Annotated in this window: 40 protein-coding genes and 1 tRNA gene; 33 read left to right on the top strand and 8 right to left on the bottom strand. The window is 54.1% G+C overall.

Going from position 1 to position 25,566, the window contains the following annotated elements:
- Position 1 precedes the first annotated feature (1 nt).
- From rpsS to aguB, 28 genes are read left to right on the top strand one after another with little or no spacing between them, the layout of a single operon-like run.
- Complete coding sequence (gene rpsS, locus IGQ15_RS06550; protein ID WP_011055940.1) at positions 2-280, top strand: 30S ribosomal protein S19; 279 nt, start codon at positions 2-4, stop codon at positions 278-280.
- A 30-nt stretch (positions 281-310) separates the two neighbouring features.
- Complete coding sequence (gene rplV / locus IGQ15_RS06545) at positions 311-679, top strand: 50S ribosomal protein L22 (protein ID WP_011055941.1); 369 nt, start codon at positions 311-313, stop codon at positions 677-679.
- Positions 680-691: 12 nt separating this feature from the next.
- A complete protein-coding gene (gene rpsC / locus IGQ15_RS06540) occupies positions 692-1,408 on the top strand; it encodes a 30S ribosomal protein S3 (RefSeq protein WP_297049957.1) in 717 nt (238 codons plus the stop codon).
- A 14-nt stretch (positions 1,409-1,422) separates the two neighbouring features.
- On the top strand, positions 1,423-1,854 hold the full coding sequence (rplP, locus tag IGQ15_RS06535) for a 50S ribosomal protein L16 (protein ID WP_149817904.1): 432 nt from the start codon (positions 1,423-1,425) through the stop codon (positions 1,852-1,854).
- A 2-nt stretch (positions 1,855-1,856) separates the two neighbouring features.
- The gene (gene rpmC, locus IGQ15_RS06530; protein WP_297049954.1) at positions 1,857-2,069 is read left to right on the top strand and encodes a 50S ribosomal protein L29; all 213 of its coding nucleotides are present in this window, start codon (positions 1,857-1,859) and stop codon (positions 2,067-2,069) included.
- The gene (rpsQ, locus tag IGQ15_RS06525) at positions 2,069-2,317 is read left to right on the top strand and encodes a 30S ribosomal protein S17 (RefSeq protein ID WP_011055945.1); all 249 of its coding nucleotides are present in this window, start codon (positions 2,069-2,071) and stop codon (positions 2,315-2,317) included. Before rpmC ends, rpsQ begins: the two co-directional genes overlap by 1 nt.
- 12 nt (positions 2,318-2,329) lie before the next feature.
- Positions 2,330-2,698 (top strand): 50S ribosomal protein L14, encoded by a 369-nt coding sequence (gene rplN, locus IGQ15_RS06520; RefSeq protein ID WP_149817900.1) that lies wholly within the window; start codon positions 2,330-2,332, stop codon positions 2,696-2,698.
- A complete protein-coding gene (gene rplX / locus IGQ15_RS06515) occupies positions 2,698-3,051 on the top strand; it encodes a 50S ribosomal protein L24 (RefSeq protein ID WP_297049949.1) in 354 nt (117 codons plus the stop codon). Before rplN ends, rplX begins: the two co-directional genes overlap by 1 nt.
- Before the next feature lie 58 nt (positions 3,052-3,109).
- A complete protein-coding gene (rplE, locus tag IGQ15_RS06510) occupies positions 3,110-3,655 on the top strand; it encodes a 50S ribosomal protein L5 (protein WP_024125571.1) in 546 nt (181 codons plus the stop codon).
- Positions 3,656-3,683: 28 nt separating this feature from the next.
- Positions 3,684-4,085: a 30S ribosomal protein S8 gene (gene rpsH, locus IGQ15_RS06505; protein WP_149817898.1), complete on the top strand. Its 402-nt coding sequence runs from the start codon at positions 3,684-3,686 to the stop codon at positions 4,083-4,085.
- Positions 4,086-4,103: 18 nt separating this feature from the next.
- Positions 4,104-4,667, top strand: a complete 564-nt coding sequence (gene rplF / locus IGQ15_RS06500; protein WP_297049945.1) for a 50S ribosomal protein L6 — start codon at positions 4,104-4,106, stop codon at positions 4,665-4,667.
- Positions 4,668-5,030 carry a 50S ribosomal protein L18 gene (rplR, locus tag IGQ15_RS06495; protein ID WP_297049943.1) on the top strand — a complete coding sequence of 121 codons (363 nt, stop codon included), beginning with the start codon at positions 4,668-4,670 and terminating at the stop codon, positions 5,028-5,030.
- Between the two features lie 11 nt (positions 5,031-5,041).
- A complete protein-coding gene (rpsE, locus tag IGQ15_RS06490) occupies positions 5,042-5,566 on the top strand; it encodes a 30S ribosomal protein S5 (RefSeq protein WP_297049941.1) in 525 nt (174 codons plus the stop codon).
- 13 nt (positions 5,567-5,579) lie between these two features.
- Entirely contained in the window at positions 5,580-6,044 is a 465-nt protein-coding gene (rplO, locus tag IGQ15_RS06485) for a 50S ribosomal protein L15 (protein ID WP_297049938.1), read from the top strand.
- A 12-nt stretch (positions 6,045-6,056) separates the two neighbouring features.
- Entirely contained in the window at positions 6,057-7,367 is a 1,311-nt protein-coding gene (secY, locus tag IGQ15_RS06480; RefSeq protein ID WP_297049936.1) for a preprotein translocase subunit SecY, read from the top strand.
- Complete coding sequence (locus IGQ15_RS06475; RefSeq protein ID WP_297049935.1) at positions 7,367-7,954, top strand: adenylate kinase; 588 nt, start codon at positions 7,367-7,369, stop codon at positions 7,952-7,954. Before secY ends, IGQ15_RS06475 begins: the two co-directional genes overlap by 1 nt.
- Positions 7,947-8,171, top strand: a complete 225-nt coding sequence (gene infA, locus IGQ15_RS06470) for a translation initiation factor IF-1 (protein ID WP_011055956.1) — start codon at positions 7,947-7,949, stop codon at positions 8,169-8,171. The genes IGQ15_RS06475 and infA overlap by 8 nt, the downstream gene beginning before the upstream one ends.
- Before the next feature lie 60 nt (positions 8,172-8,231).
- Positions 8,232-8,345, top strand: coding sequence for a 50S ribosomal protein L36 (rpmJ, locus tag IGQ15_RS06465; RefSeq protein ID WP_011055957.1), 114 nt, complete (start codon positions 8,232-8,234; stop codon positions 8,343-8,345).
- Between the two features lie 33 nt (positions 8,346-8,378).
- Positions 8,379-8,759: a 30S ribosomal protein S13 gene (gene rpsM / locus IGQ15_RS06460; protein ID WP_297049932.1), complete on the top strand. Its 381-nt coding sequence runs from the start codon at positions 8,379-8,381 to the stop codon at positions 8,757-8,759.
- 42 nt (positions 8,760-8,801) lie between these two features.
- Positions 8,802-9,194 (top strand): 30S ribosomal protein S11, encoded by a 393-nt coding sequence (gene rpsK / locus IGQ15_RS06455; RefSeq protein ID WP_011055959.1) that lies wholly within the window; start codon positions 8,802-8,804, stop codon positions 9,192-9,194.
- A gap of 29 nt (positions 9,195-9,223) precedes the next feature.
- Positions 9,224-10,189 (top strand): DNA-directed RNA polymerase subunit alpha, encoded by a 966-nt coding sequence (locus IGQ15_RS06450; protein ID WP_297049928.1) that lies wholly within the window; start codon positions 9,224-9,226, stop codon positions 10,187-10,189.
- Between the two features lie 22 nt (positions 10,190-10,211).
- Positions 10,212-10,562 carry a 50S ribosomal protein L17 gene (gene rplQ / locus IGQ15_RS06445; RefSeq protein ID WP_297049926.1) on the top strand — a complete coding sequence of 117 codons (351 nt, stop codon included), beginning with the start codon at positions 10,212-10,214 and terminating at the stop codon, positions 10,560-10,562.
- A gap of 6 nt (positions 10,563-10,568) precedes the next feature.
- Complete coding sequence (gene truA / locus IGQ15_RS06440) at positions 10,569-11,423, top strand: tRNA pseudouridine(38-40) synthase TruA (RefSeq protein ID WP_297049925.1); 855 nt, start codon at positions 10,569-10,571, stop codon at positions 11,421-11,423.
- 16 nt (positions 11,424-11,439) lie between these two features.
- Entirely contained in the window at positions 11,440-11,898 is a 459-nt protein-coding gene (gene rplM / locus IGQ15_RS06435; protein ID WP_297049923.1) for a 50S ribosomal protein L13, read from the top strand.
- Between the two features lie 2 nt (positions 11,899-11,900).
- A complete protein-coding gene (rpsI, locus tag IGQ15_RS06430; protein WP_149817876.1) occupies positions 11,901-12,314 on the top strand; it encodes a 30S ribosomal protein S9 in 414 nt (137 codons plus the stop codon).
- A gap of 39 nt (positions 12,315-12,353) precedes the next feature.
- Positions 12,354-12,629: a 50S ribosomal protein L31 gene (gene rpmE, locus IGQ15_RS06425; protein ID WP_297049920.1), complete on the top strand. Its 276-nt coding sequence runs from the start codon at positions 12,354-12,356 to the stop codon at positions 12,627-12,629.
- A 9-nt stretch (positions 12,630-12,638) separates the two neighbouring features.
- Positions 12,639-13,664, top strand: a complete 1,026-nt coding sequence (locus IGQ15_RS06420; RefSeq protein ID WP_297049918.1) for an agmatine deiminase family protein — start codon at positions 12,639-12,641, stop codon at positions 13,662-13,664.
- Positions 13,661-14,518 carry an N-carbamoylputrescine amidase gene (aguB, locus tag IGQ15_RS06415; RefSeq protein ID WP_297049915.1) on the top strand — a complete coding sequence of 286 codons (858 nt, stop codon included), beginning with the start codon at positions 13,661-13,663 and terminating at the stop codon, positions 14,516-14,518. The genes IGQ15_RS06420 and aguB overlap by 4 nt, the downstream gene beginning before the upstream one ends.
- A 154-nt stretch (positions 14,519-14,672) precedes the next feature.
- Here the strand turns inward: aguB and IGQ15_RS06410 are convergent, their stop codons facing one another.
- On the bottom strand, positions 14,673-15,044 hold the full coding sequence (locus tag IGQ15_RS06410) for a ferredoxin-thioredoxin reductase catalytic domain-containing protein (RefSeq protein WP_297049913.1): 372 nt from the start codon (positions 15,042-15,044) through the stop codon (positions 14,673-14,675).
- Positions 15,045-15,121: 77 nt separating this feature from the next.
- Positions 15,122-15,194, bottom strand: a tRNA-Ile gene (locus IGQ15_RS06405).
- Between the two features lie 172 nt (positions 15,195-15,366).
- Here IGQ15_RS06405 and IGQ15_RS06400 point away from each other — a divergent pair.
- Together IGQ15_RS06400 and IGQ15_RS06395 are read left to right on the top strand one after the other, a co-directional pair.
- Entirely contained in the window at positions 15,367-16,518 is a 1,152-nt protein-coding gene (locus tag IGQ15_RS06400; protein WP_297049910.1) for an aminotransferase class V-fold PLP-dependent enzyme, read from the top strand.
- Between the two features lie 304 nt (positions 16,519-16,822).
- A complete protein-coding gene (locus IGQ15_RS06395; protein WP_297049908.1) occupies positions 16,823-17,176 on the top strand; it encodes a hypothetical protein in 354 nt (117 codons plus the stop codon).
- On the opposite strand, the gene IGQ15_RS06390 is transcribed toward IGQ15_RS06395, so the two are convergent.
- The 5 genes from IGQ15_RS06390 to IGQ15_RS06370 all read right to left on the bottom strand — a co-directional run bounded on the left by IGQ15_RS06390 (position 17,173) and on the right by IGQ15_RS06370 (position 22,370).
- On the bottom strand, positions 17,173-17,445 hold the full coding sequence (locus IGQ15_RS06390) for a DUF3143 domain-containing protein (protein WP_297049905.1): 273 nt from the start codon (positions 17,443-17,445) through the stop codon (positions 17,173-17,175). The two genes, IGQ15_RS06395 and IGQ15_RS06390, sit on opposite strands and share 4 nt — an antisense overlap.
- Positions 17,442-17,915, bottom strand: a complete 474-nt coding sequence (locus IGQ15_RS06385) for a J domain-containing protein (RefSeq protein WP_297049903.1) — start codon at positions 17,913-17,915, stop codon at positions 17,442-17,444. The genes IGQ15_RS06390 and IGQ15_RS06385 overlap by 4 nt, the downstream gene beginning before the upstream one ends.
- 8 nt (positions 17,916-17,923) lie before the next feature.
- Positions 17,924-19,144, bottom strand: coding sequence for a type II secretion system F family protein (locus tag IGQ15_RS06380; RefSeq protein ID WP_297049900.1), 1,221 nt, complete (start codon positions 19,142-19,144; stop codon positions 17,924-17,926).
- 36 nt (positions 19,145-19,180) lie between these two features.
- Positions 19,181-20,278, bottom strand: coding sequence for a type IV pilus twitching motility protein PilT (locus IGQ15_RS06375; RefSeq protein WP_297049897.1), 1,098 nt, complete (start codon positions 20,276-20,278; stop codon positions 19,181-19,183).
- A gap of 67 nt (positions 20,279-20,345) precedes the next feature.
- On the bottom strand, positions 20,346-22,370 hold the full coding sequence (locus IGQ15_RS06370) for a GspE/PulE family protein (RefSeq protein ID WP_297049895.1): 2,025 nt from the start codon (positions 22,368-22,370) through the stop codon (positions 20,346-20,348).
- A gap of 265 nt (positions 22,371-22,635) precedes the next feature.
- Between IGQ15_RS06370 and IGQ15_RS06365 the strand changes: the two genes are divergently transcribed.
- The 3 genes from IGQ15_RS06365 to IGQ15_RS06355 are packed head-to-tail and all read left to right on the top strand — an operon-like array spanning position 22,636 to position 24,584.
- Positions 22,636-22,848, top strand: coding sequence for a hypothetical protein (locus IGQ15_RS06365; protein WP_297049892.1), 213 nt, complete (start codon positions 22,636-22,638; stop codon positions 22,846-22,848).
- Positions 22,849-23,046: a lipopolysaccharide assembly protein LapA domain-containing protein gene (locus IGQ15_RS06360; RefSeq protein WP_297049890.1), complete on the top strand. Its 198-nt coding sequence runs from the start codon at positions 22,849-22,851 to the stop codon at positions 23,044-23,046. It begins immediately after the preceding gene.
- On the top strand, positions 23,043-24,584 hold the full coding sequence (locus tag IGQ15_RS06355) for a right-handed parallel beta-helix repeat-containing protein (protein ID WP_297049888.1): 1,542 nt from the start codon (positions 23,043-23,045) through the stop codon (positions 24,582-24,584). Before IGQ15_RS06360 ends, IGQ15_RS06355 begins: the two co-directional genes overlap by 4 nt.
- Here the strand turns inward: IGQ15_RS06355 and IGQ15_RS06350 are convergent.
- Positions 24,581-25,546, bottom strand: coding sequence for a hypothetical protein (locus IGQ15_RS06350; protein ID WP_297049885.1), 966 nt, complete (start codon positions 25,544-25,546; stop codon positions 24,581-24,583). The two genes, IGQ15_RS06355 and IGQ15_RS06350, sit on opposite strands and share 4 nt — an antisense overlap.
- Positions 25,547-25,566: the final 20 nt, after the last annotated feature.

Here is a 25,566-nt window from a genome sequence, read left to right as displayed (position 1 = left end):
TATGGGACGTTCATTAAAAAAAGGCCCCTTTGTGGCGGATCATCTCTTACGCAAGATTGAAGCCCTCAATGAGCGCAATGCCAAGGAAGTAATCAAAACGTGGTCGCGTGCCTCAACGATTGTGCCGGAAATGATTGGCCACACGATCGCCGTCCACAACGGCAAGCAGCACGTGCCCGTGTACATCACTGAGCAGATGGTGGGTCACAAACTGGGGGAATTTGCCCCCACCCGCAACTTCCGCAGTCATGTTAAGGGCGATAAAAAAGCCCGCCATTGATTCTCTTGTTCGCGTCTGGGATAGCCGTCTATGGTTTCTACCTCTTCTCCTACTGCCCGTGCCTGCGCCAAGTATGTCCGCATGTCACCCCACAAGGTGCGGCGGGTACTGGATCAACTGCGGGGTCGCACCTACCGCGATGCCCTGATTATGCTGCGCTTTATGCCCTATCGTGCCTGTGAGCCAATTACAAAGGTCTTGCGATCGGCGGCAGCCAATGCCACCCACAACTTGGGCTTGGATCCCGCCACCTTGGTGATTAGTCAGGCCTATGCCGATCAAGGGCCTTGCCTGAAGCGGTTCCGCCCTCGCGCCCAAGGCCGCGCTTACCAAATTCGCAAGCCCACCTGCCACATCACAATTGCTGTGGCGCCCCAAAACACTGCTGACGAATCGTAGAAGGATACCACCGTGGGACAGAAGATTCACCCAATTGGCTTTCGCCTCGGCATTACACAAGAACATCGCTCCCGCTGGTACGCCGATAGCGATCGCTATCCCGAGCTATTGCAGGAGGATCACCGCATCCGCACGTTTATCAACAAGCAACTGGCCAACGCTGGCATTGCTGAAGTGCGCATTGAGCGCAAAGCGGATCAAGTGGAGTTGCAAATTCGCACTGCCCGTCCTGGCGTCGTCGTTGGCAAAGGTGGCCAAGGGATTGAGGAACTGCGCAAGCAACTGCGGCAGATACTCCCTAGCAACCGCACGATTAAAGTAAACGTGGTGGAAGTCAACCGCGTGGATGCTGAGGCTAGCCTCTTGGCGGAATACATCACCCAGCAACTAGAGCGACGGGTGGCCTTCCGCCGCGCCGTGCGCCAAGCCATTCAGCGGGCACAGCGAGCAGGCATTGAGGGGATCAAAGTCCAAGTGGCAGGTCGCCTGAATGGGGCAGAAATCGCTCGTACTGAGTGGACACGGGAAGGTCGCGTTCCCCTCCATACCCTACGGGCAGACATTGACTATGCCTACCGCACCGCCCGCACGATCTACGGCATTTTGGGCGTGAAAGTGTGGATCTTCAAAGGTGAGGTACTGCCGGGACAAACCGAGGCCGTAACACGGGAACCCAGTCGCCGCAGTCCCCAACGCCGTCTACCCCAATTTGAAAATCGCTCTAACTAACAGGGAAGCCAGCGATGTTAAGTCCAAAGCGTACAAAATTTCGCAAACAGCAGCGGGGTCGCATGACGGGGGTTGCCAGTCGCGGTAACTCCATCCATTTTGGCGACTATGCCCTTCAAGCCCTTGAACCCGCTTGGATCACCTCACGGCAAATTGAGGCCGGGCGTCGTGCCATGACCCGCTATATCCGCCGCGGTGGCAAAATTTGGATTCGCATTTTCCCCGATAAGCCCGTGACGATGCGGCCTGCCGAAACGCGGATGGGGTCAGGAAAAGGTTCACCGGAATACTGGGTGGCGGTGGTCAAACCCGGTCGCATTATGTATGAAATTGCCGGTGTGCCGGAGGCGGTTGCCCGCGAAGCCATGCGCCTTGCTGCCTACAAAATGCCGATCAAGACCCGTTTTCTGGTGCGCAATCAAGAAGAGGAACAACAGGAGGGTTAAGAATGGCACTGACAAAAATGAAAGACTTGCGGGAACTGAGTGATCAAGAAGTCAGCGATCGCATTGCCGCGATTAAGAAACAACTCTTTGATCTCCGCTTCAAAAAAGCCACCCGCCAAGAGGTCAAGCCCCATCAATTTAAGCATCTCCGCCACGAGTTGGCACAGCTTTTAACCCTTGAGAATGAACGTCGCCGCAGTGGAGGCCAAGACTAATGGCAGTTAAAGAACGTGTTGGCGTTGTCGTCAGCGACAAAATGCAAAAAACCGTTGTCGTTGCTGTCGAAAACCGCGCCCCCCATCCCAAGTACGGCAAAATTGTCGTCAAAACCCGCCGCTACAAAGCCCATGATGAAAACAACGAAGCCAAAGTGGGCGATCGCGTGCGCATTCGGGAAACCCGTCCCCTGAGTCGCACTAAGCGTTGGGTCATTGCCGAGATTCTCAGTCCTCGCACTGCCTAAGGAGAGCCAGCCATGATTCAACAGGAAACCTATCTCAACGTTGCCGACAATAGCGGCGCCAAAAAGCTCCTCTGCATCCGTGTGCTCGGCGGCGGTAACCGTCGCTACGGCAGCGTGGGCGATGTAATCATTGCCACCGTCAAAGATGCTACCCCCAATATGGCAGTGAAAAAATCCGATGTGGTTCGCGCTGTCATTGTGCGCACCCGCAAAACCATCCGCCGTGAAAGTGGCATGAGCATTCGCTTTGATGACAACGCCGCTGTCTTGATTAACCAGGAGGGCAACCCTCGCGGCACCCGTGTCTTTGGTCCTGTGGCTCGTGAGCTGCGGGATAAAAACTTCACGAAAATTGTTTCATTGGCACCGGAGGTACTCTAATGGCGGCCAAGAAAGCAAATAAAAAGCCTATGCGCTATCGCATGCACGTGAAAAAAGGGGACACGGTTCAAGTCATCGCTGGCAGCGACAAAGCCAAAGTCGGTGAAGTCCTCGCCGTTTTCCCCAAGACCAGTCAGGTGATTGTCAAAGGGGTGAACCTGAAAACCAAACACGTCAAGCCCCGCCAAGAGGGAGAATCTGGGCAAATTATCACCAAGGAAGCCCCGATTCACAGTTGTAAGGTGATGCTCTACTCCACCAAGCAAAACGTGGCCAGCCGCATCTGCTACACCTACACCGAAGATGGCCGTAAGGTACGGATGCTTAAGAAAACTGGCGAAATCATTGATTAGGTCTAACCCGCTTTCCCCTCTCTGACCCAGCCCAGAGAATGCCCCTAGGAGAAGCCCCATGTCCCAACGCCTCAAAGATCACTACAACAAAACCGTTGTGCCGCAGCTTATGCAGCAATTCCAGTACAAAAACATCCACCAAGTGCCCAAGATTGTCAAAGTGACTGTCAACCGGGGTCTCGGTGAAGCGGCGCAAAATGCCAAAGCCCTTGAAGCCACACTGGCAGAAATTGCCACGATTACAGGCCAAAAGCCCGTAGTTACCCGCGCCAAGAAGGCGATCGCTGGCTTCAAAATCCGCAAAGGCATGCCCGTGGGGGTTGCGGTGACGCTGCGTTCCGATCGCATGTATGCCTTTTTGGATCGCTTGATTAACTTGGCACTGCCACGGATTCGTGACTTTCGCGGTGTTAACCCCAAAAGCTTTGATGGCCGGGGCAACTACACCCTAGGTTTGCGCGAGCAACTGATTTTCCCCGAAGTCAACTACGACGACATTGATCAAATTCGCGGCATGGATGTCTCAATCATCACCACTGCCAATACTGATGAAGAAGGACGCGCCCTGCTCAAAGCAATGGGCATGCCGTTCCGTGAGAACTAACGCCGGAGGCAGATTTTAAGGAGCAACTATGGCAGTAAATGACACGATTGGCGATATGCTAACTCGCATCCGCAACGCAAACCTTGCGCGTCATCAAACCACCACCATTCCAGCCACACGCATGACTCGCAGTATTGCGCAGGTGCTGAAAGCGGAAGGGTTTATTCGCGATTTTGAAGAGCAAGGGGATGGCATCAAACGGCATCTTGTGGTTTCCCTAAAATATCGCGGTAAGCAGCGCCAGCCGATTATTACTGCGCTCAAGCGGGTAAGCAAACCCGGTCTGCGCGTCTATGCCAATTCCCGTGAGTTGCCCCGGGTGCTCGGTGGCATCGGCATTGCCATCATCTCCACCTCTAGCGGTATCATGACCGATCGCGAGGCACGGAAGCAGGGCATTGGCGGCGAAGTACTCTGTTACGTTTGGTAAGCTCGGAGGAAGTCCCACATGTCTCGTATTGGCAAGCGTCCCATCCCCCTGCCCAAAAATGTCACCGTTGCCCTAGACGGGCAGCAGGTCACAGTCAAAGGCCCCAAGGGTCAGCTCAGTCGTGTTTTTCCCCCCGAGGTAAATGTTGCTCAAGAGGGCGAAAGCATTGTTGTCAAGCGCCGCGATGACTCTCGACCCGCTAAAGAACGCCACGGCCTCTGCCGCACGCTGTTGGCCAACATGGTGGAAGGCGTCTCCCAAGGGTTTACGAAAAAGCTGGAGATTCAAGGGGTCGGTTACCGCGCCCAACTCCAAGGCAAAACCCTTGTCCTCAGCACAGGCTACAGCCACCCCGTTGAGATTGTGCCACCCGAGGGCATTACCCTAGAAATTGAGGATAACCAAGGTAAAAAAGTGCAGCAGGGCACGATTGTCCTTGTCAGTGGCATTGACAAAGAACTGGTTGGCAATACCTCTGCCCGTATTCGCGCCGTACGTCCCCCTGAACCCTACAAGGGCAAGGGCATTCGCTATATGGGTGAATTTGTGCGTCGTAAAGTTGGTAAGACAGGGAAGAAATAGATGAAGCAAACTCGTACTGCAGCTCGCCAAAGGCGGCATCAGCGCATTCGCCGCAAAGTCAAAGGTACCAGCGATCGCCCCCGCCTCGCTGTCTTTCGTTCCCATCAGCACATCTATGCCCAGGTGATTGATGACACTCAGCACCATACCCTCGTGGCTGCTTCGAGTGTTGAGCCAGAACTACGGCAAAAGCTGGGCGATGGCAGCACCTGTGCCGCCTCCATCGAAGTGGGGCGACTAATTGCAGAGCGTGCCAAAGCCGCTGGCATTGAGCGCGTTGTCTTTGATCGCGGTGGTAATATCTACCATGGTCGTGTCAAGGCCTTGGCGGATGCCGCCCGTGAAGCTGGACTGGACTTTTAGAGGATGACCCGATGGCAAATCGTCGTAAAAACCCCCGCAAAGTTGAAAAAGAAACCGACTGGCAAGAGCGGGTCGTCCAGATCCGCCGCGTCTCCAAAGTGGTCAAAGGCGGTAAAAAACTGAGCTTCCGCGCCATTGTTGTCGTTGGCAATGAGCGTGGCCAAGTGGGTGTGGGTGTGGGTAAAGCTGCCGATGTCATTGGTGCGGTGCGCAAAGGCGTGGCCGATGGCAAAAAGCACCTCATTGATGTCCCGATCACCAAATCCAACTCTATTCCCCACCCCACCTTTGGTGAAGGCGGTGCTGCCCGTGTCATGATTCGCCCTGCTGCACCGGGAACCGGCGTAATTGCTGGTGGCTCTGTGCGCACCGTTCTGGAGCTGGCAGGGGTACGCAACGTGCTGGCCAAACAACTGGGATCCAGCAACCCCCTCAACAATGCCCGGGCCGCCCTCGAAGCCCTTGCAGCCTTGCGCACCTTCCAAGAAGTTGCCGAGGCGCGGGAAATCCCCATTGAAAACCTCTATAGCAAATAGTTAGGAGTTGTCCATGCGGTTTCAAGATCTGCACCCCCAAGCGGGATCGCGACGGCGCAAACGGCGGATTGGTCGGGGCATTGCCGCAGGTCAAGGGGCAAGTGGTGGCTTTGGGATGCGCGGGCAAAAATCCCGTTCCGGTCGGTCCACCCGTCCCGGCTTTGAAGGTGGTCAAAACCCCCTCTACCGTCGTCTCCCCAAACTCAAGCACTTTCCCCGCGTCAACCGGAAGGTTTACACTACGATCAACGTGGGTCGTCTCAATACCCTACCCGCCAATAGCGTAGTGACGGTTGCGTCCCTCCTTGAAGCTGGCATTCTCACCACCGCCAAATACCCCCTCAAAGTGCTGGGGGATGGTGAGCTCAACGTCAAGCTAGAGGTTCATGCCGCTGCCTTTAGTGGCAGTGCCCGTAGCAAGATTGAAGCCGCTGGTGGGGTATGTGTGGAGACCTCCGTTGCTGCCGACAGTGAATAGAGGAACCCCAATATGATTGTGAATCGCGGCAAGGCACCCACTGCCCAAGAAACCTTTATGCAGATGGCTCAAGCGGCTGGTCTGCGGAGGCGACTCCTGATCACCATTGGACTACTCATCTTGGTACGGCTTGGCATCTATCTACCTATTCCGGGGATTGATCGCGCCGTTTTTGCCCAGAGCGTGCAAGATAATGCCGTGATTCGCTTCCTCGATATCTTTTCAGGCGGTGGCCTCTCTGCCCTTGGGATTTTTGCCCTCGGCATCCTGCCCTATATTAATGCCTCCATCATCATGCAATTGCTGACTGCCGCTCTCCCCTCCTTGGAGCGGCTACAAAAGGATGAGGGGGAAGCCGGCCGCCGCAAAATTTCCCAAATTACTCGCTACGTCGCTGTGGGCTGGGCAGTTCTGCAAAGTTTTGGCATTGCCATTTTTGTGAGTTCAATTCCCGGTGCGGCTTTGCATCCCGGGGCGTGGTTTGTTGCTGAAATTGTCCTTGGTCTGACCGCTGGCTCAATGGTGGTGATGTGGATTTCCGAATTGATTACTGAGCGGGGTGTAGGTAATGGGGCTTCGCTCTTGATCTTTTTGAGCATTGTTGCCTACTTACCTGCCTCGGTGGGTCAGACAATCGCCCTTGCGGAAAGTGGTGGCAATATTGGCGGCATCGTTATTCTGGTGGCCGTCTTTTTGGCCATGATTGTCGGCATTGTCTTTGTGCAAGAGGGCACCCGCCGCATCCCCATTGTTTCGGCACGTCGCCAAGTGGGGCGCAAACTCTACCGCGAGCAAACCAGTTACCTGCCCCTGCGCTTAAACCAAGGGGGGGTGATGCCGATCATTTTTGCTTCAGCAGTACTGATTCTGCCTTCGACCTTAGCGCAGTTTAGCCGCAACGAACTTGTGGCACGATTTGCGAGTTATGTTTCTCCGGCAGGGCCGACACCGTGGCTATACGTGATTTTCTATTTGCTGTTGATTCTCTTCTTTAGCTACTTTTACTCCTCCTTGGTGGTCAACCCTGTGGATATGTCCCAAAACCTGAAAAAAATGGGCGCCAGTATTCCGGGAATCCGACCCGGCAAAGCCACCTCTGATTACCTAGAGCGAGTTCTCAACCGCTTGACATTCCTAGGGGCGATCTTTTTGGGTCTGGTGGCGATTATTCCCACGGCAGTCGAGAGTGCAACCAAAGTAACAACATTTCAAGGGCTGGGGGCGACCTCCCTGTTGATCTTGGTGGGCGTGGCTATTGACACCTCAAAACAAATTCAAACCTATGTGATTTCACAACGTTATGAGGGGATGGTGAAGCAGTAATGCGTTTAATTTTGTTTGGTGGCCCTGGTTCGGGCAAAGGGACGCAGGCAGCAATTCTGACCACGCTCTTAGGGATTCCCCACATTTCCACGGGGGATATTCTGCGGGCAGAGCGAGCTGCGGGCACCCCCCTCGGTCAACAGGCTCAAAGCTACATGGATCGCGGTGAACTGGTACCGGATCAGGTAATTGTGGATATGGTGGCCAATCGCTTGCAACAGCCAGATACGGCTGCGGGTTGGCTTTTGGACGGTTTTCCCCGCAACGTGGCACAAGCAGCGGTCTTTGAGGAGATGCTCAAAAGCATTCATCAAGACTACGATTACTTGCTCTTCTTAGATGTGCCCGCTGCGATTCTCCAGGAACGCGCCCTCAATCGCGCTAAGCAAGCTGTCAACGGTCAGCAGCGCTCCGATGATACTCCTGAAACCATCCTCAAGCGGGTACAGGTCTATGAGCGGGAAACCCTACCGATGATTCAACAGTACATGAGTCATCCCAAGTTTGTGCACATTGATGGAACATGTACGATCGAAGAGGTAACTGCTGCCATTCAAGCACGTATTGGGGAGGTGAACCGTGTCTAAACAGGATGCCATTGAAATTGAAGGGACAGTGACCGAGTCATTGCCCAACGCCATGTTTCGGGTGGATCTGGACAATGGCTTTAATGTCCTTGCCCATATTTCCGGCAAGATTCGCCGCAACTACATCAAAATTTTGCCGGGCGATCGCGTGAAGGTGGAATTGACCCCCTATGACCTGACCAAGGGGCGGATTACCTATCGTCTGCGCAAAAAGTAATTTGATCTTTGTTGGCCACTCTGCTAAAATGTAAAATTTGCGACTAGATGAGCAACTGATATGAAAGTAAGAGCATCGGTACGGCGTATTTGTGAGAAATGCCGCGTTATTCGGCGGCGTGGCCGGGTCATGGTGATCTGCACCAATCCGAAGCACAAGCAGCGCCAAGGGTAACCCACTGTTGTTGCACACATAGGAACTAGATTCATGGCTCGTATTGCTGGTGTTGATTTACCCCGCGACAAACGCATTGAAATTGCCCTCACCTACATCTATGGCATCGGCTTGTCCCGCTCCAAAGAAATCTTGGCAAAAACGGGTGTTAACCCAGATACCCGCACCCGCGATTTGACGGATGCCGATATTGCGGCACTGCGGGCTGCGATTGACGAGTATCAAGTGGAAGGGGATCTGCGCCGCCTCGAGGCCATGAATATTAAGCGGCTCATGGACATTGGTTGCTACCGGGGGCGGCGGCATCGCCTTGGATTGCCGGTTCGTGGTCAGCGCACCCGTACCAATGCTCGCACCCGTCGTGGTGGTCGCCGCACTGTGGCTGGTAAGAAAAAACCCGCTGCTAAGAAATAAGTTTTTCCGCTCCTGCTACCTGATTCACGGTTTGGATAGATTATGGCACCCTCTGCAAAACGCTCTGGCCCTCGTAAGCAAAAGCGCAATGTCCCCAGTGGCGTTGCCCACATTCAGTCCACATTTAACAACACGATTGTCTCAATTACCGACCCCAATGGTGAGGTGATTGCTTGGGCCTCTGCTGGCTCCAGTGGTTTCAAAGGTGCTAAAAAAGGCACACCCTTTGCAGCTCAAACGGCTGCTGATAATGCGGCTCGCCGTGCCATTGATCAGGGGATGCGGCAAATTGAGGTCATGGTGAGCGGTCCCGGCTCCGGTCGCGAGACAGCGATTCGGGCGTTGCAAGCCGCAGGTCTAGAAATTACCCTCATTCGGGATGTGACCCCCATTCCCCACAATGGTTGCCGTCCCCCCAAACGGCGGCGGGTTTAGGTTGGTTTGGGTCACTTGGGAGCACAGCTATGGCATATCAAATTGAATGTTTGGAAACACGGGTTGAGGAAGATCAGGGGCAGTACGGCCAATTTGCGCTGCACCCCCTCGTCCCCGGTCAAGGGATTACGGTGGGGAATGCCCTGCGGCGGGTTCTTCTTGCCAACTTACCCGGTAGTGCCGTGACAGCAGTGCGCATTGCCGGTGTGAATCATGAGTTTTCAACAATTCCCGGTGTGCGCGAAGATGTCATGGACATTTTGTTGCAAATGAAGCAGTTGGTGATTCGCAGCCACACCTCAGAACCCCAAATGGGTCGCCTTTTTGCCCAAGCCCCTGAGAATGAGCCATTGACGGTCACTGCTGGTATGGTGCAACTTGGCTCTGAACTGGAGGTGGTCAACCCCAACCACTATATTGCCACGCTGATGCCGGGGGCAACCTTGGAGATGGAATTCAAGATTGAGCAGGGTCGCGGCTATCGCTCAGTGGAGCGGGTACGGGACGATCGCCTTGCCCTGGACTATCTGCAATTGGATGCGGTCTTTATGCCGGTGCGGCGGGTGAACTACACCGTTGATTCGGTGCGCAGTGCCGGTGCAGAGGGCGATCGCCAGCTCCAAGACTATCTAAAACTGGAAATCTGGACGAATGGCAGCTTGACCCCCCAAGATGCCCTCAATCAGGCGGCAACGATTCTCGTGGATCTCTTTAGCCCCTTGAAGGAAGTGCCCCTGCACACCGCCGAGGCCACCACCACCGATGAGCATGATGAAACGGGACAAATTCCCATTGAGCAACTCAATTTGTCGGTGCGCGCCTACAACTGTCTCAAGCGTGCCCAAGTGAATACGGTCGCTGACCTCCTTGAGTATTCCCAAGAAGAGCTACTGGAGATCAAAAACTTTGGTCAAAAGTCTGCCGAGGAAGTGATCGAAGCACTGCAAAAACACTTGGGAATTACGCTACCACCCCAAAAAGCGGCCCGTAACTAGAGAGATTGAATGAGGTTTGTCTATGCGTCACCAACGTCGGGTTCCCCAGCTAGGACTGCCAGCCGATCAACGAAAAGCACTGCTGCGGGCATTGACCACTGAATTAATTCGCCACGGCCGCATTACCACCACCAAAGCGCGGGCAAAGGCCGTACGCGCAGAGGCGGAGCGCATGATCACCTTGGCAAAGGATGGCTCCTTGGCGGCACGGCGGCGTGCCCTTGGCTATCTCTACGATAAGCAACTGGTGCATGCTCTGTTTGCCCAGGCCCCAGAGCGCTATGGCGATCGCAACGGTGGCTATACCCGCATTATCCGCAGTGTGCGGCGGCGGGGTGATAATGCCGAATTGGCGGTCATTGAACTGGTGTAGCAGGCAATGATGACGGCGATCGCACCTCCTCAGAGCAGCCAACGCTTGGCACTGCTTATTCAGTACCAAGGCACTTATTTCCACGGCTGGCAACGGCAGGTGGGACAGCGCACGGTGCAGGAGGTGATTGAGCAGGCGATCGCCAGCGTTGTCAATCATCCCGTCTCTGTTGTTGCAGCAGGTCGCACCGATACAGGGGTTCATGCCGCTGGTCAAGTGGCTCATGTCACGGTCAACTCGCCCATTCCTGTTCATCGTTGGCCGGGGATTCTCAATGCTCGGTTGCCCGCCGATGTGGTGATTCGTGCGGCGGCGGTGGTGCCCGATCAGTGGCATGCCCGTTTCTCGGCGCTGTGGCGTCGCTATCGCTATACCCTCTATACCGATCCCTGCCCCAATATCTTTCTGCGCCCTTGGACATGGCACTACTACTATGCCCCCTTGGATGTGGAAAAAATGGCAGCAGTGCTTCAGCCATTGTTGGGGCGACATCACCTCAGCGCCTTTCACCGGTCTGGCTCCAATCGTGCCCATTCCTGGGTGGAGGTGCAGGCGGTGAGCTGCCAGCGGCGCGGTGCCCTTGTGGAAATTGAGGTGCAAGCTTCGGGGTTTCTCTACGGCATGATGCGCCTGTTAGTGGGACTCTTGGTACAGGTGGGGCAAGGCCAGCGATCGCCCGCCAGTTTTACGGAAATTTGGCAGCAGGAGCAACGCCACCTTGTCAAGTATGCAGCCCCCCCTACGGGTCTTTGTCTATTGGCGGTGGGTTATCCTGAATCGCCTTTCCCCCTTGCCCTGTGCACTGAAGCGATGCCCCAGTTTCAGTTAGCCTCCATTACCCCTGAATTGTCCATTGCATAGAACCATGGAGTTTGTGATGACCAGTACCATAAAGACACCACTGCCCGCCGTGGATGACCTTGTGCCTCAGTGGTATGTCATTGATGCCGCTGATCAACGGTTGGGTCGGCTAGCTGCAGAAATTGCCCGCATTCTCAGGGGCAAAAACAAAGCCATTTACACCCCCCACATGGACACGGGTGACTTTGTGATTGTCATCAATGCCGAGAAAGTCAGCGTCACCGGCAGAAAACGCTCCCAAAAACTCTACCGTCGTCACTCGGGACGCCCCGGCGGCATGAAAATTGAAACCTTTGATCAACTGCAAGCCCGCATTCCCGAGCGAATTATTGAGCACGCCGTCAAAGGGATGCTGCCGAAAAATTCCCTTGGCCGTAAACTCTTTACCAAGCTGAAAGTTTATGCTGGGCCAGAGCATCCCCATCAAGCGCAAAAACCCCAGCCTTTGACCATTAACACGATTCCGGGAGCCTAATGATGCAGATTGCTGATCAGTCTAAGCGGGTAGTTTACTTGGGAACCGGTCGCCGTAAGTCGGCGGTGGCACGGGTACGCCTGATCCCTGGTAGCGGTCAACTCTTGATCAATGGCCGCAATGGGGCTGACTACCTGCAAAACAACCCCACCTATCTCAACTTGGTGAAGGCCCCCCTTGAAACCCTTGGCCTAGAAAGTAGCTACGATATTTATGTCAATGCCACGGGGGGTGGTCTGACGGGGCAAGCGGATGCCATTCGTTTAGGGATTGCCCGCGCCCTGTGTCAACTGGACATCGAAAACCGCAAGCCTCTGAAAACGGAAGGCTATCTCACCCGCGATCCCCGTGCCAAGGAGCGGCGTAAATACGGTCTGCGCAAAGCTCGCAAAGCCCCCCAATACTCAAAACGCTAAGATTTCTGTTTTTTCCTTCTCGTTTATGGTGAAACTCCTATGCCAAAACCCAACATCCATCCCCAGTGGTATCCCGAAGCCAAAGTCTATTGCGATGGTGAAGTGGTCATGATCGTTGGTTCCACGAAACCGGAACTGCACGTGGATATCTGGTCAGGCAACCACCCCTTCTTCACAGGCACCCAGAAAATTGTCGATGCTGAAGGGCGGGTGGAACGCTTCCGCCGCAAATATAGCAGTACCAAAGCCCAGCAAACTGCTAAGGGGAAAAAAGCCGCCGCTAAACCTGCACCCAAAGCCAACAAAAAGAGCTAAGCGCTCTCCATGTCCCCCTTTTTTCAGCCGGCTGAGTGGCTGCCTCATCGCGCCTGTTGGTTAGCTTTCCCCAGTCACGAGGATTTGTGGGGTGAGTTATTACCGCAGGTGCGTTTAGAATTTGCCGCGCTGTGTCGCGCGATCGCTGACCCTGATCCCGTAACAGGGCAATGTCGGGGGGAGCAACTGAAAATTCTGGTGCTGGATGAGGCGGGAGAAGCCACCGCCCGTTCTTACCTTGGGGATCTGAATCCAGAGTTTTATCAACTCCCCTTTGGTGACATTTGGCTGCGGGATACAGCGCCTGTGGGCTTAATCAATGAGGTGGGGGAGCGCCGACTCCTCTGTTTGCCTTTTAATGGTTGGGGCAAGAAGTATCAACTCCCCGGCGATAGTGACTTGGCCGTGCGCCTTGCTATAGCCATCGGCGTCCCCTATGGGGCAGTGCCGTTATTCTTGGAGGGGGGGGCGATCGAAGTAGATGGCGAAGGAACCTGCCTCACCACCCGCCAGTGCCTCCTTGACCCGAACCGCAATCCCTATTTAGACAGCAAAGAAGTAGAAGCCCGCCTCAAGACCGCCCTTGGCGTGAGCAAAATCCTCTGGATTGAATCGGGACTGGCCAACGATCACACTGATGGTCACATCGATACGCTGGTGCGTTTTGTGGCTCCGGCAACCGTGGTTTGTATGTTGCCCGACAGCCCTGAGGATCCGAACTACGATGTCCTGTTGACGATTTATGAGCAGTTGCAAACGCTAACGGATGCAAAGGGGCGCTCCCTAGAGGTAATCCCAGTGCCTTCGCCGGGGCGGGTGACGAGTCGAGAGGGGGAGATTTTACCCGCTAGCTATGTCAATTTTTATATCGCCAATACCACTGTTGTCGTCCCCACCTATGGTGTCGAAGCGGATGCCAAAGCCGTTGAGGCGATCGCCCAGCTCTTTCCCCGTCGCAAAACCGTTGGCCTTCCCGCACGGACAATTTTAGAAGGGGGAGGCGCCTTCCATTGCATTACTCAACAGGAACTATGAGAACATTGACCATTGCTGCCATTCAAGCTCAACTGACCGACGATGTTGAGACTAATATTCTGCACCTCAGTGATCTAGTGCGGCAGGCGCATCGGCAGGGGGCACAGGTCATTGTCCTGCCCGAGCTATTTGAGGGTCACTATTTTTGTAAGGAAGAGCGGGAGATTCACTTTCAGCGGGCACACCCCGTGAAAAACCACCCAACAATTGCCCACTTTGAGGCTTTGGCGCGGGAACTGGAGGTGGTGATTCCCGTGTCCTTTTTTGAAAAGGCGGGCACCGTCTATTACAACAGTGTGGCCATGATTGATGCGGGGGGCGTCAACCTCGGTGTCTATCGCAAGAGTCATATTCCCGATGGCCCCGGCTATGAGGAAAAGTTTTACTTCCGCCCCGGAAATACAGGCTTTCGAGTCTGGCGTACCCGCTACGGCAAAATCGGTGTCGGCATCTGTTGGGATCAGTGGTTTCCAGAGGCTGCACGGGTAATGACCCTCATGGGGGCAGAAGTGCTCGTGTATCCCACTGCCATTGGTAGTGAACCCCAGGATCCCACACTGGACACCAAAGACCCTTGGCAGCGGGTGATGGTTGGCCATGCCGTGGCAAATGTGATTCCGGTGGTGGCAGCGAACCGTGTGGGTGATGAGGGGGGGCAAGTATTTTATGGCAGTTCATTTATTACCAATCCAAGGGGAGATCTGGTGGCCGAGGCTGATCGCACCCAAGAAGCAGTGCTTATTCATAAATTTGATTTAGAGGAAATTGAGCGCCTACGGGCGGCCTATGGCTTCTTTCGCGATCGCCGACCCGGACTCTACAAGGCCCTGTTGACTGCGGATGGTGATATTTAACCTATGGCTCGATTATCATTGGCGTAGGTTGTTCTTAAATACTTGTGAGTGGTGCAGCTACATTTACAACCCTTGAAATTTTTGGTCGCATCCCCACTCGGTAGTTTGTGCCTGCGGGCATCGACAGCGATACAAGTGTGGTGACACTGGAATACTAAGAAACCGTAAAGCGATTGGTTTCCTCACGGATTTGCTCAAAAGAAATCTCCTGAGCTGTACCCGCAAAGGGATGATCCGCAGTTAAAAAGAGAAGGCAGTGACACTCCCGCCGTTCGCGCATGGGCACACAGGGGCAGTTCCAGTAGGCTGCTGCTACCTCTGCTTCTTTATCCTCATAGTGGCGGCAGGGACACAGGGGAGAGCCGTAGTCGTCCTTATGTTTGGCTAATCCTTCGAGAACAACCGCCGTTGTCCCTAAATCTGAGCAAAAGTAGGTTCCTGTGCGCTTGGCATAGGTTTCCGCAAACTTGCGCATGGCTTCAAGATTTTTGTCGGAGGCCTGTTGCGGTTTATAGGTGCTACTCATGGCAAAATTTGCGACACGAAACTTCTTTCAGTTTAGCGGAAGGCGATCGCTAGATTGGCGTTGACTGGATTAAAAGATCCAGGGTGCTGGAGTTGAACCAGCCTATGGCGAATTATGAGTTCGCTGCCTCATCCGCTCGGCCAACCCTGGGTAGGTGATTATTAATATACAGCCCTTTTCACAAGGTTCGAACACACCCAACAGTGGGAAACCTAGAGTGGGCTAGCATTTGATTCCCTGATTTGCCCCCCATAATTCAGAGGTTTTCAAAGGTGTTGCAGTTAGCGCTCTCCCCATGCAGGGGTTACTCGGAGGTTTTGCCATGAAGCCAATTTATTTAGATGGACTGGCCACCACACCCGTTGATCCGCAAGTGCTAGCCGCAATGTTGCCCTATTTTAGCGATCGCCCCGGCAATGCCAGTAATCGTGCCCATGCCTACGGTTGGGAGGCAGCCGCCGCCATTGATCTTGCCCGTGAAACGATTGCCGCAGCCATCCATGCCCATCCTGAAGAAATCATTTTCACCAGTGGTGCTACTGAAGCAGACAACTTGGCGATCAAGGGGGTGGCTGAAGCCTACTACAGTCGCGGTCGCCATATCATTACCGTGCAGACGGAGCACAATGCGGTGCTCGCTCCCTGTCGCTATTTAGAGTCCCTTGGCTTTCAGGTGACCTATCTGGGGGTGGATGAGAAAGGGTTCATTGATCTAGCTGAGTTAGAGCAAGCCTTTACCCATGAGACCATCTTAGTGTCCGTGATGGCCGCCAATAATGAAATTGGGGTGCTCCAACCCTTGGCCGAGATTGGTCGCCGCTGTCGCGATCGCGGGGTACTCTTCCACACCGATGCCGCTCAAGCCTTGGGCAAAATTCCCTTGGATGTTCAGGCGCTTCAGGTGGATCTCATGTCCCTCACTGCCCATAAACTCTACGGGCCAAAGGGCATTGGTGTCCTCTATGTGCGGCGCGATCGCCCCCGAGTGCAACTGGCACCTCAACTCCACGGCGGTCATCAAGAACAGGGCTGGCGATCAGGCACTTTGGCCACTCCCCTGATTGTCGGCTTTGGCACGGCGGTACAACTGGCTCAGGAACGGCAAGGCACCGATATTCCCCATCTATGGCGTCTTAAAGAACGGCTGTGGCAGGGGTTGGCCTCCCTTGGGGAGATTTATCTCAATGGGGATTGGCAGCAGAGTTTGCCCAACTGTCTCAATGTCAGTATTGGTGGAGTTGAGGGTAATACCCTCCTGCGTTCCATTTATCCCCACGTTGCCCTCTCAACAGGGGCAGCCTGTAGTAGCGAAAAACCAACTCCTTCCCATGTCCTCCTCGCCTTGGGGCGATCGCCCGCCCTTGCCCGTGCCTCGCTGCGCTTTGGCCTATTGCGCACCACTACAGAGACAGAGGTTGATTTTGCCCTTCAGCAGATTTGCGATAGCATTCAGGAACTCCGACAGCCGCGATAAATGGCTTTGTTACATGTTGTTAACAGCTATAGTTTCTTGACATAAATTTACAATGTCCTCAAATGTCCATAATGTCATGACTTTCGTGATCTAAATCACATCTAAAAGCGCTTTTCCGTGAAATTACGCATGATCCCCAAGTTACGAAGTTCGTAGAATAATAATGTAAGGTTAATCAATCCTTTACGAGCAGTTATATCCCCTGCTGATCCCCCACAAAATTTGCCCATGGGTGGAAGTGGACAGTGGGAATCAATTCAAATCAATTCATAAGATGCCGATAGAGTAGTTGGGGGAACACAACATGACAAAATTATTGCCTGTTACTGCCTACACCATTCGCCGTCTGTTGCGACAGTACCAAGGACAGCTTAAATCCGTGGCGGTGGAAGGGGCTTGCTTAGTGGCCGATCCCGAAGCAGACTTGAATGCGGTGCTCGAGAGTCTCTATTTGGATGAAGAAGAAGTCCGCACCCAAGTGGCTGAAATTGAGAAGCTGATGATGACCCATCAACTGCTGTTGAAAGCAGGGGCAAAAGCGCAAGCAGCAGCCATTGAAGATCAAATCCTCTGGATTTTTGGCCTGAAGCGGATCAAGAATCAAGCTGGCCAAGAGGCAGCCCCTGCAATGCCGGTTATGATGGCCGTGGGGATTTAGGGACCCGCAAAAATGGCTTCTTCCACCTCGGCACGGGGGCAGGAGTACTTAAAAGCACGCTGAATCACACTGCCCTCAAGGCGATCGTGATAGACCACCTGTAGTTCTTCAATATCCAAGCAAATCCGAGCTGACCACTGGGGACACTCTAACTCCCAACAGTGGATATCCGTTTCGTCTCGCACACAGCCCTTTTGCTGTAGCCATGCTTCAATTTGCGGCAGGGCATGGTTGTAGAGGGGGGTTTGGGGGTTAGGCAGCGTATTCATCCAAGTTCTGAGATGCGACTGACAATTTGCAAGATCCATTCTTGCCCCTGTTGGGACAAACCGACAATCACCGCCAGAACCAGACAGCCGACAAAGGTGACCCCCAAGATAAACAGAGCAAATAGCTCCCCCGGCGAGAGGGGGCGATCGTCGGGTGGCACAGCAGTAGAACGCACAGACCCCTGAGATCGAGAAGAGGCACCTATCCCTGTCGTGCTTGACTGTTTTGACTGCGCCCGCAGGCGTAATTGCAAGTCATACCACTGCCGTTGTTCTGGGTTGGTCAGCACTGCATAGGCCTCATTGAGGCGATGGAACTCTTCGCGGGCGATCGCCACCGGCAACGTCGTCGTATCAGGATGGTAGAGCTTACTCTTTTCCCGATAGGCACGGCGAATCTCCGCCAACGAGGCTGTGGGTGCCACCTCGAGAATGTCATAGTGGGTTCGCGACGGGGACAGATGTGCCATGGCAAGGCTTACTTGACCAGATCGAAGATCTTGAACATGGGCAGGTACATCGCCACCAGAATTGACCCTACCATACCCCCTAGCACCGCAATCATCAAGGGTTCCATCACACTTGTCAGGGACTTCACTGCCTGTTCCACTTCATCTTCATAGAAGTCGGCCACCTTCATTAGCATCTTATCCAGTTCCCCTGTCTCTTCGCCCACGTTAATCATCTGGGTCGCCAGAACTGGAAACACCCGTTCCTGTTGCAGGGCCAGACTGAGCATTCCCCCTGTCTGGACTTCCTTCGCAGCACGGTCAATGGCATTGGAGATCACTTGGTTACCCGCTGTAGCACTGACAATCTCAAGGGAGCGCAAAATCGGCACCCCTGAACGGGACAGCGAACCAAACGTGCGGCAGAACCGTGCCACCGCTGTTTTTTCCACCAAATCGCCAAAGAGGGGTAGCTTCAACAGCAAGCCATCAATCATCAGCCGACCAGCCGGAGTCTTGTAATAAAAGCGAATCCCCAATACCAAGCCCACCACACAGATAATCAACAACGCCATATACTGAGGCGTGCGCAGGAATTCACTAAGCGCCACCATCATGGCCGTAAAGGCGGGCAATTCCCCCCCCAACTGTTTGAAAATACCCTCAAACACAGGAATGAGGAAAATCACCATCCCTAAGAAAATGCCCACCGCTAGCAGACCCACCACCACGGGATAGGTCAGAGCGGACTTGATTTGGTTATTGAGGCGGGCTTGATCCTCCAGCAACTTCGAGAGACGGTTGAGCACCTCATCGAGCACCCCCCCCGTTTCCCCCGCTTGGATCATGGCCACAAACAGATTATCAAAGGCCTCTGGATGGGGGCGCATGGCATCAGCTAGGCTACTTCCCTGCTGAATATCATTGTTGACAGCCATGAGGATTTTTTTCAGTTTCGGGTTGGTACATTGATCCGCCAATACACCGATCCCGCGCACCAAGGCCACGCCTGCATTCACCAGTGCCGCAAACTGCCGGGCAAAAATTGCCCGATCCTTCACCGTAATTTTCGAGAGGAAGCTGAGGTCGAGGTCTGACTTGAGGGTGAGTTTTTTGGCCTCCTTGACCTCTAGAACCTGTACCCCTTGCAATTGCAAGGCCATGCGTGCTTCCCGTGGTGTCGAAGCTTCCTCGCGGACGGTCTTGTACTTGCCTTGGGCATCCCGTATCCGCACTTCATAGGTTGCCATGACTCAATACCCCTTCTCTTTATCAATAATTGCTAACTAGCGTGCTGCTGCCGCAGATGTACCCGTACCAATAAGACGTTGCAGCTCGTCCTGACGCGAGGACTTGGCCATTGCTGCTTCATAGGTGATGATGCCCGCACGATAATAATCCGCCAAGACTTTTTCGAGGGTTTGCATCCCTAGCTTGCCCCCCGTTTGAATTGCCGAATAAATCTGCGAGGTCTTGCCTTCGCGAATCAGGTTGGAGATAGCAGGGGTCACCACCATGATCTCTTGCGCCATAATCCGCCCAAATTCACCGGGCTTGGGATTTTTCTTAGGAACCAGCGTTTGGCTAAAGACGGCCACCAACGAGTTGGACAACTGGACGCGAATTTGCTGCTGCTGCTCTGGCGGGAACACATCCACCATACGGTCAACGGTTTGCGCCGCTGAACTGGTGTGCAACGTACCAAAGACCAAGTGACCGGTTTCCGCTGCTGAGATGGCAAGCTGAATTGTTTCCAAGTCACGCATCTCACCCACAAGGATAATATCGGGGTCTTCCCGCAGCGCTGCCCGCAGGGCATTGGCAAAACTCTTGGTATCTTCCCCCACCTGCCGTTGGTGGATCAGGCTCTTGATGGGTTCATAGACAAACTCAATGGGGTCTTCAATCGTCAGGATATGCTCAGCGCGGGTTCTGTTGATCAAGTCAATCATCGCCGCCAAGGTTGTGGTTTTCCCTGATCCCGTGGGCCCGGTCACCAGAATCAAGCCCCGTGGCCGCTCACTCATTTCGCGGACAATGTTGGGCAATCCCAACTGCTCAAACGTCGGAATTTTGGAACTCAAAGCGCGCAAGCAAGCAGCATAGGTACCCCGATCCTTATAGACATTGACGCGGAACCGTGCTAACCCTCGCACCCCATAGGAGCAGTCCAACTCCCAGTTTTGCTCTAGGTGCTTGCGTTGGGTATTGTTGAGCATGCTGAAGATCAGGCGCTGGCATTGCTCTGGGGTGAGTGGCTCATAGTCTGTCGGCGTTAATTTGCCGCTAATGCGAATGTAGGGGGGTATGCCAGCGGAGATATGCAAATCAGAGCCACCATTGGCCACCACTTGCTCCATTAGGTCTTCAATCATTAGCTCCATAGGGTCTTCCTCGTCTAAGCAGTTTGGTCAACAACACGAAAGTTCATCACTGACATTAATAATCTTGTTAATCCACAAAGCGGGGTGTCATGCAATAGGGGCATTCTAACCATTCGGGCTGGGCCTCGGCACCGCAGGTACGGCAGGTTAAAGAACTCTTACGTTTGGCCTTGAGTTCTGATTCGAGACCCGTGTCCGTAAAGGTGACGCGCTCTACTTCCTCGAGGGTGGTGACGCCTTCTTTGACAAGGTTCAGGCTATAGGCCAACAGGGTTTTCATGCCCTCTTCAACGGCCGCTTCCTTGATCCGCTCCGTGGGGGCACCCTCAGTAATCAGGCTTTGGAGGCGCTCCGTCACCCGCATAATTTCATAGACCCCACAGCGCCCTTTGTAGCCAACACCGCCACACTTGCTGCAAATCGGCTGGCCACTGGCTTTGGCAGCTTGAATCTGCTCGGGTGTGAGTTTATTGGCTTTGTAGAAGGTCAGGTTGACATCTTTGGAGGCGGACAAGCCAAAGCGTGCCAGTTCCTCACGGGTGGGCGTATAGGGAATGCGACACTCACTGCATACTCGCCGCATGAGTCGCTGAGCCACAACGCCAATCAGGGAGGCAGAGACCATAAAAGGTTCAATCCCCATTTCTGAGAGACGGGCAACGGCACTGGCGGCATCGTTGGTGTGCAGAGTAGTCAACACCAAGTGACCCGTCAGGGCGGCTTCAATAGCGGTTTTTGCGGTTTCCTTGTCGCGAGTTTCCCCCACCAGGATCACATCGGGGTCTTGGCGGAGAAAGGCACGCAGAATGGAGGCAAAGTCCATGCCTTTTTCGCGAATAACCTGTACCTGTGTCAGGCCGGGGAGCGTGTATTCAATGGGGTCTTCCGCTGTACTGATGTTGACACCGGGACTATTACATTCAGCAAGCGCTGAGTAAAGTGTGGTGGTTTTCCCTGAACCAGTGGGACCTGTAACGAGGATGAGGCCAAAGGGGCGCTTGGTCATCTCCCGCACAATGGCAAGGCTCTCAGGGTCAGTAATCAGTTTGTCGAGACCCAGTTGGGTGGCGGAGTTATCGAGAATCCGCAATACCACTTTTTCGCCCCAGCGGCTGGGGAGGGTATTCACGCGGAAGTCCACCCGTCGCCCTTGGAACATTTTGCGGATACGACCATCTTGGGGAGCACGCCGCTCGGCAATGTCGAGGTCAGCCAAAATTTTGAAGCGGGAAACCACGGCGGGTACGATCTTCTTTGGCAGGGGGTCAAAGGCTTGGTGGAGTACCCCATCTTTGCGGAAACGAATCCGAAGGTATTCCTCTTGAGGTTCGATGTGAATGTCGGACACCCCTTCGGTGAGGGCTTTGGCCAAAATTTTATTCACAAGGGCAATAATGGGTGCATCTTCTGCCCCTCTTAGAGCTTCAGCAAGGTCAACCTCTTGCTCCCCTTCCAGTTCTTCGAGGCCGCCCATGGCTTCGATGTCTTCTTCGATGTTGATGTCACCGATTGCGGCCGGGGCACTTTTGCTGGCGGCGGTTTCAGCCACCTGTTTGTTGAGAATCGGGTCAATGAGGCGTTGATAATCTTCTAGGGTGATCACCATCCGCTTGAGGGTCAGGTTGTGGGCGCGGAGTAAGCGGGTGAGGTTGTCAATGGCTTGGAGGTTATCTGGATCCACCATCGCCACGAGCAGATAGGGGGGATCGGCGTCGAGGTGCTTGGCAATGGGGATGACTTGGTAGGTGCGGCAGGTGTCAATCGGTACAATCGTGTTGATCAGTTCCTCGATTTGCTCGGTGGGGAAACGGTTGAGTTCGGGATCGAGGCAATCAACCCCGTAAATCACTTTGAGTTCAAACAGCTGTTGCTTGTGGTACTGGCGTAACACATCGGGGGGCATGGTGGTGCCCGTCATTTCCTGCAACACGGTTACGAGGGACTTGCCCATTTTGCGGGCGGTGTTCATGGCTTCCCGCACCTGATCGATACTGGCGTAACCGGAGGCAACAATGGCTCGCTCTGTGGGGCTAGCGGCTCTGCCGCGCACGGTAAGTGCTTTACGAGAGGAAGATGATGATGTGTTGACCATAGGGCGCGTTGGGGTCTCGAGGGCTTGCCTACTATAGTAGCAACAACTTTCCCAGAGATTTCATGGGTATTTTCACGGTTCATGTTTATTTATTGACATTTTTGTTGACAATCCTTGTCGTGGCCTTTTCCTAACCGCGATCGCCCTCTTTTGCATGAGCTGAAAATTATTGATAATCCTGCGGCACATTAGAAATTACTAGCTATCTTTTCTCTCTGTTAGCGCGTCCTCTCGATTCCGCCATCGTCCTGTCGAGGTTTGCCCTATGCGTGTCAAAGACTTGATTTTGCCTGTGCTGGTGGTTGGTTTGGTCTTTGTTGGTTTTGGCGATCGCTTTTTGCCGTCACCTCTGAGTACCGCCAGTGCCAGTACCCGCGAGCAACTGAATCGCTTTTTCAAGGGAATGTTTACGGGGTTTTCCACCTATAACCGCTACCATAAGACGGAGGAGATGATTCGCCAAGCCGAAGGGAAGTAAATGCGCCGCTTTTTGCTCTTTGTACTCTGGATGATCAGCAGCGGGGCGATCGCCCTGTTTTCCGTACAGAATGCGAAAGCGGTGTCCCTAAAATTTTTATTTTGGCAATCTATAGAGATGCCCCTTGGCTTGCTGCTGATCTTTGTGGTAGCGATCGCCCTCTGGGTGCCCTATTTAGCCCGTCCGGTACGGCGATGAAGTGGCAACACGCGCTGCTGATTGTACTTGTGATTGTTTTGTGCTTGATTGGGCAACCAAGAAGTGCGGCAGTTCCAGCCTCACCCCTCACCCTAGAAGTCAATCCAACCGATCCCCAAGCCAGCGATGCCGGCAAGGGAATTCCACCAACCCCTTTCCGTACGATTGCTGCTGCTTTGGTGTGGGCACAGGCGCACGATCGCCCCACAGAGATCTCCATTCATGGCGGGATTTATCGGGAGGCATTGGGAACGATTCGTCATCGGCAGACGCCCCTGCGACTGGTGGCTCAGGGGGGCGATCGCGTGATTTTGCGAGGGAGCCAACGATGGTCAGATTGGCAAGAAGTCTCCAGCACCCCTAAGTTCACCCTTTACCGTCACCCTTGGACACTGGCTTGGGGCTTTTCCGGTAACCCTTGGACAGCGTTTGATATTGAGTTACCTCTCGTAGCGCAGCGGGGCGAACTGGTGTGGTGGCGGGATACTCCCCTGCGGCAGCAACTGTCATTGAGGGAATTGCAGGGAAATGATTTCTACGTGGATGATGCAGAGCAGCAACTGTATGTGGCATTGCCTGTGGGCATCTCACCGAGTGAATTAGAAGTGGCTGTTCACCGTGAGGCTCTACGCATTTTAGACAGTGGTTTTATCAGTTTGGTGGGGCTACGCTTTGAGCACTATGGCGGCACATTTACCCAAGCAGTGCGCATTGAACGCAGCCATGACATTGAGGTTAAAGAGTGTACTTTTTGGGGAAATAATTGGGGCGGCCTCGAAAGTCACCAGAGCGATCGCCTGCGGGTGGAGCGAACGCAGTTTTTGCAAAATGGCTGGCGGGGCATGGCGGGGGTGCGTTTGCGGGACTTCACGGTGCAGCAGGTGCTCGTTCAAGGGAATAATTGGCGGGGGGGATGGGCAGGGTTTTACGATTGGGATGCGGGGGATAAGTACTTTCATTTGCGCCGCGCCGTCTTTGATCGCTACCGCGCCATTGAGAACCAAGCGGCCGGTCTGTGGCTTGATACCGATAATCAAAATGTCGAGATTCGGCGATCGCAATTTGTCGGCAATGCCGTTGTTGGTCTTTTCCTAGAGGCGGGCACAGGGCCAGTCACCATTGAACATTGCCTAATTGCCTATAACTACAGCATTGCCCCGAACTATCTGCAAACCCCCGGCATTTTTGGCTGGGCAGCTGCCCATGTTACCCTGCGCCACAACTGGATTTGGGAAAACCAAGGGGCACAAATTGGCGTCCGCGATCCTTCGCCTCGAACCGTCACCCTGCCAGAAACAGGGGAGGAAATCACGATGACCTCTCAAGATTGGCATCTAGAGGGGAATTGGATTGGTAGCCGCCAAGAGCGACTCCTGACGACCCTCAAGGGAGAACCCTTCTTGCAAACGCTGAGATTGCAGGATAACCACTGGTGGAGTGAAGTTGCCTATCCCTTTCGCCTAGAGGGAGAAAATCTCACTTGGTCCCAGTGGCAGGAACGATATGGCAATGCCAGCGATCGCTGGCTTATCCCCTAGAGGCGATCGCGCAACTGATTGACCATTGCTTGGGCAGAGGCCTCATCGCCAAACATCCCCAGTTGAATCTTGAGTTGCTCGCCCCTACCCACCAAAAAGGCATCGGGCACAACGGCTTGGACTTTTTCTAAGTCCCCAGGTTCCTTGTAGGGAGCCAGCACATAGTAGTAACCATTGGGCCTTTTTTCGACAAAGAGCCGTGTCGTATCTTCAGGTTCAGATGAGGTTGAGCTGGCCGTAGGGGTGGGTGATGCACTCGGAGCTGGACTGGCCGCAGGTTCCAGTTGGGCAAGGGTGCTGCGATTGACATCGGGAAATTCCCGCGCAGTCATATCAGGGCCGACGGGTGGCGTGGGTGATTCTGTTGTTGGCGTTGAAGGCGATTCAGTGGCAACGGGGGCAGGTCGGCGGTTGAACCACCACAGGGCTGCGCCACTAAAGCCGGCCAGAATGCCAACCACAATTAACCAGCGTTGCACTAAATGTTGACTATTGCTTTCACGCCGCTGGAACCAAGGACGCTGCTGGTTTTGCCGTGCTTGCTTGAGTAGCTCACGGGTAGAGGCAAAGGGGCGCTTTGTTGGGTTGGATGTTTGGGGGGCAGGGGGATCACTGGCATAGGAGGAGGGCAAGAGTTCTGCTAAATCTTTGGGATCAAACGCGAAAAATGGTTCGGTCAGTCCCTCATTGGCATGTTCATCGGTGGCTAGTGCTGTCTCAGGGGTAAGGGCGAGAGAACTGGCAACGGGAGGGACAGCTTGTGAAGTCGGCTCTGTGGCAGCAGTAGGGGTGACACTTGGTTCTGGGTGAGTCGCAGATTCGGGAACAGGCGGGGCTTCAAAGGGGGAATGGGCTTGTACCATGCGATGGCAGCGATATTGAGTGAGTTCTGCGTCTAAACTAAGGTTGAGGGAAGCCAAAGCCGCTTGCAAACGTTGGCGATCGACGGTGGCAGAGGTCATAGCAATCGCTCCGAAAACAG

This window comes from Thermosynechococcus sp. M98_K2018_005 (assembly GCF_015295825.1).
Lineage (GTDB): Bacteria > Cyanobacteriota > Cyanobacteriia > Thermosynechococcales > Thermosynechococcaceae > Thermosynechococcus.
Note: the sequence above shows the minus strand (reverse complement) of the source record. Positions and strands in the feature narration are given on the sequence as shown.